Source organism: Paenibacillus sp. EB106-06-01-XG199 (assembly GCF_058791575.1).
Genome location: NZ_JBYTDQ010000006.1, coordinates 155,274 through 171,005 on the forward strand (window position 1 = coordinate 155,274; position 15,732 = coordinate 171,005).

The following is a 15,732-nucleotide window of genomic DNA, read 5'->3' on the forward strand; positions in this document are numbered from 1 at the left end:
GACATGGAGAGGTGAATACCGTAATGGATAAGGAAATCTTAAAGCTCGTTGGAACCCGTATTCGTGCTCTTCGGAAAGAGCTGGGCTTGTCTCAGGAAGCTCTTGGTGAGAAAGGCGGATTTCATTTTTCATACATAGGGCAGATTGAACGTGGGGAGAAAAACGTATCTTTACTGAATTTAAATAAGATTGCGGAATCCCTTGAAGTGAATTTAATACAGTTGTTTGCATATCTGGATGAAGATTTCATCGTTACATCAGCAGAGAGCGATATTCAAGACATTGTGGCTTTACTTCGTGATGCCAATGATGAGAAGATACGGCTGGCTAAAAATGTACTAAAAGAATTATTATGAAACAAAAGTATGGCCGCGGCCTAACCAGCTGTTAAATTACGAATAAGGAAAGGGTGACGATATGGTTTTGTCAAAAAGAGCTTGTGATTATCTTGCACACTCCGAATGGAAAGACTCTGTTAAGGATGAGAAGGAGATAATCAATGCCTTTCAAGCGGCAAGAATCATGCCTACAGATCCGTTAATAGATTTCCAAACAAGATTCGGCGGATTTACACTCTATGCTTACTTGGAGCCTATCGTATATGGAATTCTTCATAAGGTGCCTTGCCGGGGCGATTTTAAACATGAGAGCGGATTAATCGTAATGGAACCGGAGGATGATATCGTCATACGCCACTTTAATTGTGCAGATACGTTGTATCAAGAGATATTTTCAATTGATGAGCAAGGCAGATATTATGAGGGATACGACTTGAAATGCAACAATTTTGAGACCCATATAGAGAGTTCAGCCATGCTGAATCAGGTCAACAAAGGGAAATGGCAGACCGTTTATAAATATGAGTTAGACGCATATAGAGACTACTATGAGATTGTGGATGAGAACAAGTATGGTGAATTAGTCAAACTGCTGGGGCTAAAAAAGGTGGAAGATTTCCCTGAGGATATTATTAGTTGGGATACGAACGGAGAAATTCTTGTCTGGAAAAGGGCCGATTCCGTGGTTGTACTTAGTGAGAACGGAATTAAGCCCCGGGAATTAGAGGGAATTAAGGAGATTTTCCAAGAAGAGTAGGGTAACTAGGGGGGATATTCTATGGATTATACGAAGTGTTTTAAGGAAGTCTTACTGAAGTATTCTTTTATTGACCCTTTCGTGGAATTGATCCGTCATAACGAGAACATCACATACAAGGTCACAGAAAAGTATTCTGGAGACACTTACTTGTTGCGGATGCATAAACCCATTACAAAAAACATGCAGGGTGTACATAATACGCGTGAGGCTGTTCAATCGGAGTTGGAATATCTGTTAGCTTGGTCTTCTCATTCCGAATTACCTGTTCAAATCCCTGTTCCGAATTTAAACGGTGAACTGGTAACAACTGTTGTTATTGAACACGAAGAAGTGCACTGTTCCGTCTTAAAATGGATTTTTGGGGAAATCATGTCCAAGCAAGATTTGAACAGTGAGGGAACAGTTCGTACCTTTGGGACGCGTATTGCCCATTTGCATCAGTTTTCAATGCGCTATCAACAGGGTTCAAGTTTTATTAGGCCCGAATATGAAATAGAGTGGACAAATACCATGCTGGCCAAATTGCGATCCGGTGAAGAAATGGGGATTATCACTACCAAGGATTTTTATATTCTTGAAAATACATTTTCGTTGATCAATGATCGTGTTAAAGTATTGAGCAAAACGATGGAGACATGGGGATTCATCCATGCAGACATTAACTATAGTAACCTAATCCGCACACCAAAGGGGATTTCATTCATTGACTTTGGCTTGTCGGGTTTTGGATATTACGCGATGGATATCGCTATGGGCGCCCTTTTGACTGAAGGAGAATTGCGAGACGCTCTACTATCCGGCTACACAACTGTCATTTCCAGAAAAATAGACACTGAACAATTAGAGGGTTTCATATTTTTGGTGATATTTTCCTACTACTCTTTTCTGATAAGTAACCAAGATAAGCATATGTGGATACGTAAACAAATGCCGGATTTGATTGAGAATTACTGCAAACCCTTCCTAAACGGTGAAACTGTTTTCTACAGTTTTTGATTCCTTCGAAGCAATCCAATCTTAATTAAAGTGGTGATCTTAATGCAGAACGTTTATCAAGGAATAGACAACGTTTTGGAGAAAATGCAATCAGCTTTAGAGAAGACAAGGCAGCAAAACCCTGATTTTTACGCGAAGTATCCAATGCAGCTGCTAACCGAGGCGGAAGAGCAGGCAATACGCACCGTCTCCGGTGAATGGAATCTGCCCGATGAGTACATTTACTTTCTGAAGCACTATGTTCCCGAATCAGTCTCCTGGAGCACGGATGAATATATCAATTTATTTATTTACGGCGCCAAGGACTTGGTTGAAGGCCAATCGGGTTACAATTATAATCCCGTTACGGAAGAGGTCATTACCGATTGGCCGCGCGATTATCTCGTTATTGCGTCGGATGAAGGTGACCCGTATTGCCTGGATCTCTCCAGAGGAGATACCGTGATTTATACTGCAAGGCATGGAGAGGGTTCTTGGGATTTCTCTGTTGCTTATGATAATCTTATCGAATTTCTTCACAGCGTCTTACTTCCTAGGGGGATTGAGGAGGAATGGGAGATGGGCGAAGACGGGCAGTTGGATTACTACAAAGTATTCATTACAGGCCCGGGCACCGACAAAATAAAAACATTGGTGTTCATCAAAAAGATACTCTCCTGCGATTATGCGCTGGCCAAAACTTATCTGGAGGCGGCACCTCTACTGGTGTATAAGGGCATTGATCGGGTTGCGGCTAACATAGAGGACCAATTAAAAGCCATCGGTGCGGATTATGAATTACAGCAAATCAGTGTGGATGAATTTTTGAAGCAATAGATTGATGAGACGGGGAGATAGTATTTGTGGTCGAAAAAACCGGGCTCGGTTGATCTTTTTCATGTTCATCACAGCGGATTCGAATTTCCACGTGGAACATTTGAATAGCATAAAAAACCACCGGATTCCAGCGAACACCGAAAGGGCCGCATCAGGAAGGCTATTCTGGAAATAGAGGTAAAAATCGTCTATCATATAGGCTATAGAACATCTAAATGACAGCTGATTAAGGATAATACAAGGAGAAAAGATGGATAATTCAATAAATATTCTCGTGGCCGAGGACGACAATGACATCAGCCGGCTGCTGTGCAGCATTATTCGAAAAAGCGGTTATGTGCCACAGCCTGCCTTTTCCGGAACAGAGGCGCTACTCTATCTGGAGCAGCGGGAATGGAGCATGGTACTGCTAGATTTGATGCTGCCGGGAATGACGGGCGAGGAGCTGCTTAAATGGATCCGCTTGCGGGGAGGCGTGCCAGTCATTATCATTTCGGCCAAGGGTGAGCAGCAGACCAAGGTGTCAGCGCTGCGCGGGGGTGCGGATGACTTCATTACGAAACCTTTCGATATCGAGGAAGTCTCGGCGCGAATCGATTCCCATCTGCGCCGGTTTGCGCAGATTGCTCCGCCGGCTGTGAAGAGCGTGCTGCAGCATAAGGGACTTGTGCTCGATCACGATTCCAAAACGGTGACGGCAGAGGGAGCGGAGGTTGCGCTGACCGCCCGGGAGTATGAGATTCTCACATTGCTTCTATCAGCACCGAAAAAGGTATTCACGAAAGCAAATTTATACGAAAGCGTATGGGATGAGCCATACTACGGAGACGACAATACGGTCAACGTCCATATGAGCAATTTGCGGAGCAAGCTTGCGAAGGCTGCGCCCGGCAGCGAATTTATTGAGACGGTATGGGGCATGGGCTATCGGCTAAAGCCTTAAGACATTCTTAAGGATTGGCTTTAGCTCCTCTTAAGTTTTCGTTTCTATACTTGGTCTATCACATAAGGGAGGCCAAGACTACAATGAGCGAATATGTATTGCAGACGAATCAATTGTCTAAGAAGTTCAAAGGCAGCGTAGCGCTGGATAAAGTGAATTTATCTATCCGTAAAGGCTCCATATATGGCTTTATTGGGCAGAATGGAGCCGGAAAATCGACGCTGATGCGCATCGTTACCGGACTTGCTTTTCCGTCCGAAGGAAATATCGCGCTGTTCGGCGCGAGCGACGAGCGGGCGTTGACCCAGGCCCGTAAGCGGATGGGTCTGATTATCGAGAGCCCCTCGCTCTTCCCCCACATGACCGCCGCCGAGAATCTGGAGGTGAACCGGCTCCTCCGGGGCATCCCCGGCAAAGACTGCGTCCCAAGGATGCTGGAATTGGTCAGACTGCAGGAAACAGGCAGGAAAAAAGTGAAGAATTTCTCGCTTGGAATGAAGCAGCGGCTGGGTCTGGCAATCGCCATGCTAAGCGATCCGGAATTTCTAATTCTGGACGAGCCGACCAATGGGCTCGATCCGATGAGCGTCATCGAAATGCGCGAGCTGCTCAAGCAGCTCAACCACGAACGAGGGATAACGATTCTGATCTCCAGCCACATTCTGAGCGAACTGCATTTGCTGGCAAGCCATTACGGCATTATTCATAACGGCAAGCTGCTGGAGCAGCTCACTGCTCAGGAATTGAATGATAAATGTCAGCAATATGTGTTTATTAAAGCGGATGATCCGGACAAAGCGGCAACGGTTATTCAGAACGAACTCCACACCAACGATTTCGAAGTGATGCCCGACGGCGCGATTAAGCTGTTTGGCCGCATCGAACAGCCAGGTAAAGTATCTTCGACGCTATTCTCCGCAGGTCTGGAAATTGAGCAGTTTATGCCGATGGGCGAAGACCTGGAGAGCTATTTCATGAAGCGGATCGGGGGTGCCCGGCATGTATAATCTGATTAGATCCGAGCTGTTCAAGCTGCGTAAGGACAGGTCATTCCGCGTGCTGCTGCTAATATCCGCCATTCTTTCACTGGTCTATCCACTGCTCTACTACTTTGACCATAAGTCGAATGGAGAGCCGCAGTTCACGGGAGCCGAATTTCTGATTCAATTTATTGCAAGCAATGCCTATCTGATCAAATTCGGCGTTGCAGCGCTGGCCGGATTCTTCATCGCCAATGAATATGCGACGGGTGTCATGAAGACGATCGCATCGTCGGGCAACGATAGAGGGCGGCTGTTCACCGCCAAACTGATCGGCTTCTCGGTCGGAGCCATGGCTATCTCTCTGGTATTCCCGATCGTAAGCACGACCGAGGTTTCCCTGCTTTCAGGTTTCGGCCATTTGCCGGAGGGGTTTGACGCGTCCTTCATACCGCGGGTCCTAGGACTGACACTGCTGTACACTGCAGGCTATGCGGCGATCGGGGCGCTGTTCACTGCCGTGTTCACCGAAAGCGGTAAAACGATCGGCTTCTCGATGATTTTCTTCCTAATGATTGATACGATTTTGGGGGGCTTAGGTGAGTACATCCCTTTCTTTACTACAGTGTATGATTATTCTATCTTCAAGCTGATGAACGATATCGGCAAGCCCAGTATTGCCAGCGGCGATCTGCCAGCGCTCCTGCTCGTGCCAGTGCTGACGATTGTCGTATCCGCGCTACTCGGTATTCTCGTGTTCCGCAGAAAAGAAATTAAATAATAATGAGAGGGGCGGGAGAGTCTTGCTTATCATAACGCTCATATCGGTTACGGTGGCGGCTCTCCTGCTTACCCATCTGCTGCTGATGAGGCGGGAGCTGGGGCGGATGACAGAGCAGCTGCGTCACTATAATGAACGGACAACCGGTAAAAAAATAGACGTGACTCTATTCGACCATAGGCTCGAAACGCTTGCAGGTCAAATTAACCGCCAGTCCGATCTCGTAGTCGACGCGGAGGCCCGCAGAAGACGAACCGAGAATGAGCTGCGGCAGGCGATTGCGAACATTTCCCATGATATCCGTACTCCGCTCACCTCCATATTTGGCTATATTCAACTGCTGGAAGCGGAGCCTATTACGCCTGAGGAGAAGCACGAATACCTCACCATCGTTAAGAATCGTACAAAACGGCTGCAAGCTCTATTGAACGATTTCTTCGAGTTATCCCTAATCGAATCTTCCGATTATCAGCTTAAGACCGAGCGGATCGGAATGACTGTCCTCTTGTCAGACATTCTGGTCGGTTTCTACGACCGGTTTAACGAACGGGATATTACGCCGGATATCCGGATGCCGGAGGGAGAGGTAGCCGTATATGCCGACGAATCAGCCGTGCGGAGGGTTATTGAGAATTTGCTTACCAATACTATCAAGCATGCGACCGGTCATGTAAAAATTTGCTTCCAGCAACAGCCTGAGATTGCCGAGTTCACGATCATTAACGAAGCGAAGGAATTATCCGATATTGATGTGAGGCTGCTATTTGACCGCTTCTACACGGTCGACCGCACCCGATCCGGCCAAGGATCGGGACTTGGTCTTTCTATCGCCAAAAGTCTAATGGACAAGATGAACGGTACGCTGACCGCGGAGCTGCGCGGGGGCAACTTAAAGATGACCTGCCATTGGAAGCTGTGATCACGGGACACCGAATTAGCCAATCAATGGAGCGTGCTCCATTGATTGGCTTTTCGTGAACAGAACTGAAATCCACCCCATAATATAGCAGGGGAAGCGGTGTAATTGATGGGCTAGTCGTTTATGCCACTTTACTTACAGCTTCTTGAAATATTCTATTTCTCTTGCATAAAAATCAACTGCCTTACCCTCTGTGATTTCCCAATTACTTTCCAATTGTTCGATGATTTCTTGAAGCTTCTCAATAGCTTTATCATATTCTCCTTGAATCTCATATATATGTGAAATTGCTATCAATGCATCTATATATTTGGGATTGGGTTGTAGTTCGTATCCTTTGGTGTAATATTCGATGGCTTCGTCGTATTTGCACAGTTTCGCCATGCAGTCTCCCCTAAAGGACCACGTTCGCCATTCATCAGGATACAGATCCGTCATCTGCTCCCAAAGAACTAATGCCTGAGAAAGGTTGCCTTCTTCCTTGCAGATCAGTCCTCCATATAATTGATATAAATAACCTGGATGGATTTTGTTCAATCCTTCTAGAGTTTCTTTAGCTTCAGCGCATCTGCCATCTGCAAGTAAGTGGTTCATAAGCCATACATAACCCTGCCAGTAATCTGGATGTTTTGGCACGAAATTTTTATAATACTCTATAAGTTTATGGTGATTTGAATAGTTCCAGTCAAAAATGACTCCATTCTCCGCATCCCGTAAAGCATTATGATTACTTTTTTTATGTGGATCTAATAACAGGGCCTCCTTGGCATAATGGGAAGCTAATTCACGGTGCTCCTCTGAACGATGAATGTGTAACTGAGCCAGCAATGTGAGACATGGGGCCTTATTTTCGTCATTAGTTAGCCTTTCTTTGAGAAATTGTTCAGCATAATTAAAATCATCTTTGGAAATAAAATGTTCGGTACTAATCATATTTTCAATACGCTCTAGATGTGTGTCATCAGATAATGCAAATAGCTCATCAATTGTAACCCCTAAAATCACAGATAACTCAGGGAGAATTTGAATATCTGGCATGGTTACGTTGTTTTCCCACTTGGATATGGCTTGGGATGACATATTCAATTTTGTTGCAAGCTCTTCCTGAGTCATTCCTTTTTGTAAACGTAGGGTTTTGATTTTTTTTCCGATCTCAATATTCATTTGAATACCCTCCAATTTTTATCAGTTCGACTAGTCCCTTGAATTATAACTTGTGGTTTAAAATCTCCTCAATGACCGCGTGGTTAAACGAATTAACTTATCAGTTACATTAGCGGCCACAAGGCACGAAGCCTCTCTTTGGATCATTCGATTCATCAAGTGTACATTTTTTGCTTTCAATGATATTAACAATATGTTATTATCAAATTGAAAGTAAGAACGAACTAACCTTATGGTGCACAAATCGGATGAAAGCAGAGGGGATGCAAGTGAATAAATCATGGGGCGGCTGGAACCTGTTTGAATTGACCTGGCTGGTTTTGTTTACCTCAATTGCTGTTGGATTTACGGTGATTTCTAAGGATTCTTTATTCGGATTTACGGTCTTTATCACCGGGGTGCTGTGCGTGGTGCTCGCGGCGAAGGGAAATCTGATGAGTTATGTGTTTGGGATGTACAATACCGTTGGTTATGCATACTTGGCTTACGTCAACGGTTTGTTTGGAGAGGTTATGCTAAATCTGCTTTTCTTTGTTCCTATGAATGTGGTTGGCTTCTACATGTGGAAAAATAACCAGACTAACGGCAAGCTGTCCATGCGTCAGCTGGAGCTCAAGCGTCTGCTCCTTGTGGGGGCGTTCTGCGTATTAGGCAGCCTGTTGCTGGGCCTGGGTCTATCGTTCATACCGGGGCAGAATTCGCCTTATATTGATGCGATTACGACGGTGTTATCCGTTGTCGCCACGCTTTTAATGGTTCGAAGATTCAAGGAACAATGGCTGGTCTATATGGTCCTCAATATGTTCACGGTGCTGCTGTGGGTGATTCGAATGCTGGAGGGGAGCGGTGAAGGCCTGCTGATGATCGTCATGTGGAGTGCGTATCTGGTTAACGCTGTATACGGCTACTACAATTGGAACAAGGGAGCTAGGGAGGTATCAGCATGAAGAGACTTGGCTTGACGCTCGGGAAGTTTGCCCCGCTGCATAAAGGGCATCAGTTTATGTTCGAGACGGCGCTGCAAGAGGTCGATGAACTGATTGTAGTGATCTATGAGACGACGGTGACCCCGATCCCGCTGCATATCCGGGCCAACTGGATTCGCAAGCTCTACCCGGCGGTACGGGTGATTGAAGCCTGGGACGGTCCCGATGGGTATTCTAACAACCGGGAGCATGAGATAAGGGAAGAGCAATATATTCTGGGGTTACTGAAAGGCGAGCAAGTGACACATTTCTACTCCAGCGAGTTTTACGGAGAGCATATGAGCATCGCTTTGGGCGCAGTAGACCGGAGGGTGGATCAAGCCCGCGGGCAGGTACCGATTTCAGCTACTATGGTCCGTTCGGATCCTTACAAGTACCGGGAATATGTGAGCGATAGCGTATATCGGGATTTAATAACAAAAGTGGTTTTTGTGGGAGCGATGTCTACCGGCAAATCCACGATCACCGAAGCGTTGGCCCGGCGGTATCGTACAACCTATGCGAGCGAATACGGGCGCGATTATTGGACGGAGCATCAGGTGGACCGCCGAATTGGCTTGGAGGCGTTCGATGAAATTGCTGTCGGCCATATGGAGCGGGAAGAGCGGGCTTTACTGCAAGCGGATAAATATCTTTTTGTCGATACCAATGCGATCACCACTTATATGTTTGCCCTGGATTACCACGGCCGGGCCCCTGAACGCTTAACCCGGATCGCCCTGGAAAATGCACAGCGGTATGACCTTTTTTTCCTGTGTGAAGACGATATTCCTTACGAGGATACATGGGACCGCAGCGGGAATCAGAAGCGGCATATTTTCCATAAGCAAATTATTGCGGATTTGAAGGCGCGGCGGATTCCGTACATCACGCTTCGGGGAAGCCTGGAGGAACGAATGGGCAAGGTAGACGAAGTACTGGCAACGTTCAAGCCCTATCATAATTATTTTGGCGAAGCACGGTGGTAATTAATGTTATTGACAAAACTTTTGACTATGATTAGTATTGAAAAATATTTAAAAGAAGTTATGATCCTATAATCAAATAATTTCTAAGCTATGAATGCTATGGATCACACTATAGCAGGAGCAGCTTCTGGAGAGACCGTGGGGATTCCCCGGCGCCGAAGGGTTCACAATCTCAGGCAAAAGGACAGAAGAGTACTGGATATTTCATTTGTTATTCTGATAATCGTCAGAATAATGAGTGTATTTTATTTAATATTCTTATGACCGTGAGATTGGAGCGCATCCAGTCTCTTTTTTATTGTCATTTTTACTTGTTCATTATTTCACAAAGAATTATTAAATTTAGAGGGGGGAGTTTCACATGGCACCACAAGAACTAAAGAGAGATTTAGAGAATCGGCATGTTCAGCTCATTGCAATTGGGGGGACCATCGGGACCGGATTGTTTTTAGGATCAGGTAAAGCTATACAACTCGCAGGACCATCCATCATCTTTGCTTATTTAATCGTCGGTATTGCCGTGTTTTTTGTTATGAGGGCGTTGGGAGAACTTCTGTTGTCAAAAGCGGGTTATCAATCTTTTACAGACATCGCCGAAGATTATCTTGGACCGCGCGCAGCATTTGTAACCGGATGGACCTATTGGTTTTGTTGGATCATGACGGCTATGGCGGATATTATAGCTGTTGGCGTATATGTACAATATTGGTTTGATATCCCGCAATGGATTCCTGCCGTCATTTGTTTGATCATTTTATTAGGGCTCAATTTATTAACTGTAAAAAGTTTTGGCGAATTAGAGTTTTGGTTTGCATTAATCAAGGTAGTGACTATTCTCGCGTTGATTGTTATCGGGGCAATCCTGCTCGTGATTGGATTCAAAACAGCTAACGGAACGGTTACTGTCAGTAATATTTGGGCGCATGGGGGAGTATTCCCGAACGGGATTTCAGGGTTCTTACTTTCCTTTCAAATGGTTGTGTTTGCCTTTGTAGGTGTGGAATTGGTGGGGGTATCGGCAGCAGAAACATCTAATCCAGAAAAAACCATCCCATCAGCGATTAATAAAATCCCTTTGAGAATTCTATTTTTCTACGTGGGTGCCATTATTGCCTTATTATCCATCAACGCATGGACAGAACTAAATCCGGCAGAAAGTCCTTTTGTTAAAACGTTTAGTTTAGTCGGGATACCGATTGCTGCTGGAATTATTAACTTTGTCGTATTAACTTCAGCCGCGTCTGCCTGTAACAGCGGAATGTTCTCAACAAGCCGGATTCTATATAATTTAAGCAGGAATGAACAGGCTCCAGCTAATTTTGCAAAGCTGAATCGAAATCACGTCCCTAGCAATGCGCTCTTCATCTCCACGCTTGTGTTATCCGTGGGAGCTCTTTTGAGTAAGCTGATTCCGGAGACTGCTTTTGGGATCGTGACAACCATCAGTGCCATTTGTTTCATTTGGGTTTGGGGTATCGTCCTGATCTGCCATGTGCGGTATAAGAAAACAAAGCCCGAATTGCAGGCGAAGTCAAAATTCAAAGCCCCGTTCACCCCATTTATTAATTATGTAGTCTTAGCGTTGTTTGCAATCATACTCATTATTATGCTGTTTGCTGAAGAAACACGTCCGGCCTTATTATTGACGCCGTTATGGTTTATTTTATTATTTGTTTTGTATTCGGCGAATCGGAGAAAGCGGGAAAGAAGCAGCAAAATAATCAGTACAGAATCACATCCCATGGATGCCTGACCGAGGTCGCTCTTTTAATAGATCCAATTTATATGCTCCGGCCGGGTGAGTCGTCCCGAACAATAAATCTTCAGAAGTAGTATCCTGGGTAATTGCAACAGTGTCCCTCGCAATCGAGTTTAACTCATTTCCCAGATTATCATAAATGTCGTATCCTATATCATATGAGCAAATTCCCTGCTGAGAAATAATCAAATACTATCTTGAATTTACATTGTAAATTTTACAAAGGCCTAGTTGTCCGTTAATACGTCTTTTACACTCATCTTCTATAGTTAAGCAATTACTAACAATAGAGGGGAACATTGAACATCAATGAAAACATGGGAAACTGTACTATCTACGCTACTCCTTGCAGGCGCTCTACTTCCTGCCGCAACAACTAATGCAGCATCCGCCTCAGACCTAAAAGGATATGAACCTCTGCGCAAGCATATGGATGGGATCGGAGCAACTATCACTTGGGATAGCGACGATAAGTCGGCACTGGTCAAGCTGAAGAACGGATTCGCAGGCACGTTCACGGCAGGCGATAAGGAATATCGTCTAGCGGGTAAAGCAGGCGAGCTTCCAGCGGAGGTCAAATTAGTCGATGGCACGATGTACATTCCTTCCAAGCTGCTTCAAGCAATTCTGGCGGAAAATGCAAAGTTCATCAATTCCGCGGATATCATCACCCCGTATCCGGTAACCGCCCAGGTGGAGACGGCAGCCGTTGAAGATGGCGAGGATGCAGCCGATGACCCGGCCATTTGGCTCGATTCTGCGAACCCGGCGAATTCCAAAATCATTGCAACGAACAAAGGCGGAGGCATTCTCGTCTATGATTTGAACGGCAAAGAGCTTCAGAATTATAAAGTAGGAAAAATGAATAATATTGATATACGTTATAATTTTCTGCTTGGCGATAAAAAAGTAGATATTGTTGGCGCGACGAACCGTTCTACGAACACGATCGATATTTTTGCCATGGATGGGGCAACCGGGAAGTTGACTGACATCGCAGCAGAGCCCATTAAAGCGAAGATGGAAGAGGTATACGGCTTCAGCCTTTACCATAGCCTGAAATCGGATAAGTATTACGCTCTGGTTCTGGGTAAAGCAGGCGAATTTGAGCAATATGAGCTGACTGAGAACGGGAAGGGCAAAGTTTCAGGTAAGCTCGTTCGCGAGTTTAAGCTTTCTACGCAATCAGAAGGAATGGTAGCCGATGATGAGTATGGCATGATGTATATAGCGGAAGAGGATTACGCGATATACAAATATAATGCAGAGCCTGACAGCGGCACAAAACCTCTATCCACTGTCGATATTGCGGACGGACGCCGATTGCAGGATGATATTGAAGGGTTGACTCTCTATTACGGTGCCGACGGCAACGGTTATTTAATCGCCTCCAGCCAAGGCAGTGACAGCTACGCGATATATGACCGTGAAGGCAATAACGCTTACCTCACTAGCTTTAATATCGCCGATGGCGCATTGACCGATGGCACCTCAGTGACTGATGGTATTGATGTACTCGGGTTCGGACTGGGCGAACAGTTCCCTTATGGCATTTTCATCGCACAGGATGATTCCAACATTAACAATGGCAAAGAGCTTAACCAAAACTTTAAAGTGGTAGCCTGGGATCAAATTGCTAAAGGTGCAAAGACCCCGCTATTAATGGACAATAAAGTTGATCCTCATAAACTCGTGGACCGCAGCGCGAAGTGATAGTTGTTAACAGCTAACGTTCAAGTTTTAAAGCAAAGAACATTTTCTCACAAGTAGCCTCCAATCCCACGTTTTAGGGATCTTGGGGGCTGTTTTATGATAAAGACAACATATAACGGGGGTCCGTACATGGCTAAAACAATTGTAGAAAAGCTAAATATGCACAAATTCAAAAAGGTTGCTGTATTGTACAGACCAGAGGATGACGACAGTTTAGCGGGATTAGCAGAGCATGACACTGAATTAACAGCCAGCAGTTATGATCTGATTTTTGCTTATGTGCTCAATATGGAATCGCTACAGAATCTCGTCCAGAAAGTGATTGATCACAACTATTTAAATACAGGCGGCTATTTGTTCGCCGCTTATCCCAAAAAGGGGAATAAGGTTTATCCGACCTATATTCACAGAGACAGTCTTTTTGAAGGGGTAGGAGCCGATGAGGACGGTTATATTGGCACGGGCAACCTGAAGTTTGCACGTATGGTGGGCTTAAATGATGTGTTTACCGTAGTTGGATTCAAAGAGGAGGCGCGGAAGAACAAGGAAGCATCCTCAAAGCCAAGTCAACGTGTGGACGATTACACCTCTATGATCCCCGCTGTGGAGCAAGATCTGACGGATAGTGCGGAGACACTGGATTTTTACCAGTCCCTTACGCCCGGCTACCGAAAGGATTGGGCCCGTTATGTATACAGCGCCGTACAAGAGGAGACTAGAGAAAAACGGCGGGCGGAAATGAAGAGGATTCTGAGTGAAGGGTATAAAAGCATTGATATTTACCGGAGAGACAAGCCGTAAATGGAACTGCAGGATTAATTTATCTTGATTTGCATGACGGATTAACTCAATTCACAGTCGAATGCGCTATGCGTATTTTTGGTTTGCGAACATAATAAAAGAAAAGCCACTCCGCATAAAGAGTGGCTTTTCTTCTTCATATACTTAATATTGCTAGCTCATGCGTGTTACAACAGAGGTTCTTCCTTGCTGACTGCGTTTGCTTTTTTTTCAATTATGATCTTCTTTTTCGTAGGCATAAATAATGTGATAACAAATGCGGCAATGGATAAAATCATCATGAAGTAATAGGCGTCACTTGCCCCTAAAATCGATGTAAGGGATTTAAGGAGCTCAGCAGTAGTAGAAGGATTCTGCTGGATCACTGTAGCTGCATGGCTTGTTGCCTGCACTGTATAAATTGTAATCACGACAGCCGTACCAATCGCCCCGGCAATTTGGCGGACGGTATTATTCACTGCTGTACCATGTGTACCGAGTTGCTTGGGCAGCGCATTTAGTCCCGCCGTATTAAGTGGCATGGTAATGAAGCTTAATCCAATTCGCAGGCAGATCGTACGAATCATTAAATACATATACGTTGTCGATTCAGATAAATCTGTTACCGCCCACATGGATGGAATAACAAACAGTAAACCGATGATGAACAATGGCTTCGCACCGAAACGGTCGTATAATTTACCGGTGACGGGTGACATCAAAGCATTTACAAGCGCACCCGGCAATAATAGAAGCCCTGCATCAAATGCTGTGAATCCACGGCCATTCTGCAGATAAATAGGCAATAGAATCATATCTGCGTACATCATCATCGTGACTAGCACGTTAATTAGAGACGTTAAGGTAAAGATTTTATTTTTGAAGACAGACAGGTTTAACAGCGGGTCATCGGACTTGATCTGCCGAATACAGAATAGGGCCGTTACAACGATCCCAATCCCTATGGAGAGGATCACTAGTGCATCGTCCCAGCCTTTACTGCCTGCGCTGCTGAAGCCGTATAAGATTAAGCCAAATCCGATGGTTGATAAAAGAACGCTCACTACATCGAGCTTCGACTTAGACGTTTCGGATACATTCACTAAATATTTGAAGGCCAGCACTATGACAATGACGACAAGGGGGATGAGGCCAATAAATAACCAGCGCCAAGAATGATATTCGACGATAAATCCCGAGAGCGTCGGTCCAATGGCAGGAGCGAAAATCATCGCCAGTCCAAGCAGCCCCATAGTGCTGCCGCGTTTCTCAATAGGGAAGATAGCGAGCACAACACTCATCATGAGCGGCATAATAATGCCTGCGCCGGCCGCTTGGATCATACGTCCTATTAAGAGCACAATAAAGCTTGGTGCCGCTGCACAAATGATTGAGCCCATTAATAGAAATAACATGGCGCTTAGAAATAATTGCCGCGTTGTAAAGCGCTTCATTAAATAGGCTGTAATCGGAATTAATATCCCGTTAACCAGCATAAAGCCCGTTGAAATCCATTGTACGGTCGTTGCCGTGACATGAAATACATCCATTAAATTACTTAAGGCGACATTTAATAACGTCTGATTGAGTGTGGATAAGAAACAACCCAAAATTAAGATGGTTAGTAAGATTCCTTTATTTATTTTCTTAATGTCTTCTTGCACAGTGTAATCCCCTCTTCATTGCTTTTTCGACACAGTGTCAATAAAATGAATCATATCAGTAATTAAGAATTATTCCTATTTACAATTTTATTGAAAATGTTGACTAATCGACAGAACGGGTGGATTAGTAGATGAAGTGACAAATAAACGATAATCGAGGGATGA

At 44.9% G+C, this 15,732-nt stretch carries 15 protein-coding genes and 1 riboswitch; of the genes, 13 read left to right on the forward strand and 2 right to left on the reverse strand.

The features are described 5' to 3' along the window. The first annotated feature begins 23 nt into the window (after window positions 1–23). From AC3WT9_RS21905 to AC3WT9_RS21940, 8 genes are all read left to right on the forward strand, one after another. On the forward strand, window positions 24–356 hold the full coding sequence (locus AC3WT9_RS21905) for a helix-turn-helix domain-containing protein (protein WP_341380242.1): 333 nt from the start codon (window positions 24–26) through the stop codon (window positions 354–356). Between the two features lie 67 nt (window positions 357–423). Further along, a complete protein-coding gene (locus AC3WT9_RS21910; RefSeq protein WP_341097344.1) occupies window positions 424–1,095 on the forward strand; it encodes a hypothetical protein in 672 nt (223 codons plus the stop codon). A 21-nt stretch (window positions 1,096–1,116) separates the two neighbouring features. Further along, window positions 1,117–2,094, forward strand: a complete 978-nt coding sequence (locus AC3WT9_RS21915; RefSeq protein ID WP_341097342.1) for a phosphotransferase enzyme family protein — start codon at window positions 1,117–1,119, stop codon at window positions 2,092–2,094. Window positions 2,095–2,178: 84 nt separating this feature from the next. Continuing rightward, window positions 2,179–2,910: an SMI1/KNR4 family protein gene (locus AC3WT9_RS21920; protein WP_341380239.1), complete on the forward strand. Its 732-nt coding sequence runs from the start codon at window positions 2,179–2,181 to the stop codon at window positions 2,908–2,910. Between the two features lie 250 nt (window positions 2,911–3,160). Next, window positions 3,161–3,853, forward strand: a complete 693-nt coding sequence (locus AC3WT9_RS21925) for a response regulator transcription factor (RefSeq protein WP_341097340.1) — start codon at window positions 3,161–3,163, stop codon at window positions 3,851–3,853. Window positions 3,854–3,936: 83 nt separating this feature from the next. Further along, the gene (locus AC3WT9_RS21930; protein ID WP_341380236.1) at window positions 3,937–4,860 is read left to right on the forward strand and encodes an ATP-binding cassette domain-containing protein; all 924 of its coding nucleotides are present in this window, start codon (window positions 3,937–3,939) and stop codon (window positions 4,858–4,860) included. Further along, window positions 4,853–5,614, forward strand: a complete 762-nt coding sequence (locus tag AC3WT9_RS21935) for an ABC transporter permease (protein WP_341380234.1) — start codon at window positions 4,853–4,855, stop codon at window positions 5,612–5,614. The genes AC3WT9_RS21930 and AC3WT9_RS21935 overlap by 8 nt, the downstream gene beginning before the upstream one ends. Window positions 5,615–5,636: 22 nt before the next feature. Beyond that, window positions 5,637–6,533 carry a sensor histidine kinase gene (locus AC3WT9_RS21940; protein WP_341380232.1) on the forward strand — a complete coding sequence of 299 codons (897 nt, stop codon included), beginning with the start codon at window positions 5,637–5,639 and terminating at the stop codon, window positions 6,531–6,533. A gap of 135 nt (window positions 6,534–6,668) precedes the next feature. Here the strand turns inward: AC3WT9_RS21940 and AC3WT9_RS21945 are convergent, their stop codons facing one another. Continuing rightward, complete coding sequence (locus AC3WT9_RS21945; RefSeq protein ID WP_341380231.1) at window positions 6,669–7,697, reverse strand: helix-turn-helix domain-containing protein; 1,029 nt, start codon at window positions 7,695–7,697, stop codon at window positions 6,669–6,671. Between the two features lie 269 nt (window positions 7,698–7,966). Here AC3WT9_RS21945 and pnuC point away from each other — a divergent pair, with 269 nt between their 5' ends. From pnuC to AC3WT9_RS21970, 5 genes are all read left to right on the forward strand, one after another. Continuing rightward, window positions 7,967–8,644: a nicotinamide riboside transporter PnuC gene (gene pnuC / locus AC3WT9_RS21950; RefSeq protein WP_341097331.1), complete on the forward strand. Its 678-nt coding sequence runs from the start codon at window positions 7,967–7,969 to the stop codon at window positions 8,642–8,644. Continuing rightward, window positions 8,641–9,651 carry an AAA family ATPase gene (locus AC3WT9_RS21955; protein WP_341380229.1) on the forward strand — a complete coding sequence of 337 codons (1,011 nt, stop codon included), beginning with the start codon at window positions 8,641–8,643 and terminating at the stop codon, window positions 9,649–9,651. Before pnuC ends, AC3WT9_RS21955 begins: the two co-directional genes overlap by 4 nt. Before the next feature lie 117 nt (window positions 9,652–9,768). Beyond that, window positions 9,769–9,849, forward strand: a riboswitch (glycine riboswitch). 163 nt (window positions 9,850–10,012) lie between these two features. After that, complete coding sequence (locus AC3WT9_RS21960) at window positions 10,013–11,404, forward strand: amino acid permease (protein ID WP_341380227.1); 1,392 nt, start codon at window positions 10,013–10,015, stop codon at window positions 11,402–11,404. 315 nt (window positions 11,405–11,719) lie between these two features. Further along, window positions 11,720–13,123 (forward strand): phytase, encoded by a 1,404-nt coding sequence (locus tag AC3WT9_RS21965; RefSeq protein ID WP_341380225.1) that lies wholly within the window; start codon window positions 11,720–11,722, stop codon window positions 13,121–13,123. Window positions 13,124–13,252: 129 nt separating this feature from the next. Beyond that, window positions 13,253–13,924 (forward strand): YdeI/OmpD-associated family protein, encoded by a 672-nt coding sequence (locus AC3WT9_RS21970; protein WP_492407948.1) that lies wholly within the window; start codon window positions 13,253–13,255, stop codon window positions 13,922–13,924. A gap of 167 nt (window positions 13,925–14,091) precedes the next feature. Here the strand turns inward: AC3WT9_RS21970 and AC3WT9_RS21975 are convergent, their stop codons facing one another. Further along, a complete protein-coding gene (locus tag AC3WT9_RS21975) occupies window positions 14,092–15,567 on the reverse strand; it encodes a DHA2 family efflux MFS transporter permease subunit (RefSeq protein ID WP_341380223.1) in 1,476 nt (491 codons plus the stop codon). Between the last annotated feature and the right edge of the window lie 165 nt (window positions 15,568–15,732).